Origin of the sequence: Phenylobacterium kunshanense, from assembly GCF_003254525.1 — a bacterium.
GTDB classification, from domain to species: Bacteria; Pseudomonadota; Alphaproteobacteria; order Caulobacterales; family Caulobacteraceae; genus Phenylobacterium; species Phenylobacterium kunshanense.
On sequence record NZ_QFYS01000032.1, the window covers coordinates 1 to 653 of the forward strand.

The following is a 653-nucleotide window of genomic DNA, read 5'->3' on the forward strand; positions in this document are numbered from 1 at the left end:
CGGATGCCAATGTCTGCTGCCCACCGCGGCTGCGTAGGAATGCGAAGCAGCGCAGACTTCTGACATCACGATATCGGGGCGCAGATGAGCCCCTACGTCGCGGGTGAGGATCGCAGGCAGCCGACGCCCTTGCCGAGCTATCTGGACGACGAGTTGGGCGAAGCCAATCCCGCCCGGGTGCTCGACGTCTTCGCCGATGTGCTCGATCTTGGTGAGTTGGGCTTGCGGTGACGCGGCGGCGATCGGGCGGCCGGCGATCATCCCACCACCCTGTTGAACCGCTGAGGCTCAGGCGAACGCGGCGAGCGCGGCCTTGGCCGCTGCGCCGAAGCTGGCTGCGGAGGAGAGATACCCCTCCGGTGAGGGCCGCCTTCCGGTGATTGAGGCATAGCCGCACAGCTAACAGCGTGGTTAGGAGCGGTGTTAGCAGCAGGATGGCGTATTCGACGCTGATCACGGGGCCGGAGCGGCGTCGCCGCTGGGATGAAGACCAGAAGCTGGCGTTGCTGGCCGAGGCGTTCGGGCGGGGCGGTAATGTGACGGAGACCGCGCGGCGGGCGGAGATCCACACGAGCCTGTTGTACCGGTGGCGGCGGGCGGCGTTGGCGGCGCCGTCCACGTTGATGCCGGCGGTTCTGATCGATGCGCCTGAT

2 protein-coding genes are annotated in these 653 nt (G+C 67.2%); one reads left to right on the forward strand and one right to left on the reverse strand.

What is annotated here, in order from left to right; genetic code table 11:
• Window positions 1–261 (reverse strand): hypothetical protein (locus DJ019_RS21730; RefSeq protein ID WP_205854224.1); only part of this gene is annotated, 261 nt, incomplete at its 3' end.
• Between the two features lie 173 nt (window positions 262–434).
• On the opposite strand from DJ019_RS21730, the gene DJ019_RS20655 reads away from it, so the two are divergent.
• Window positions 435–653 (forward strand): transposase (locus DJ019_RS20655; RefSeq protein ID WP_165844104.1); only part of this gene is annotated, 219 nt, incomplete at its 3' end.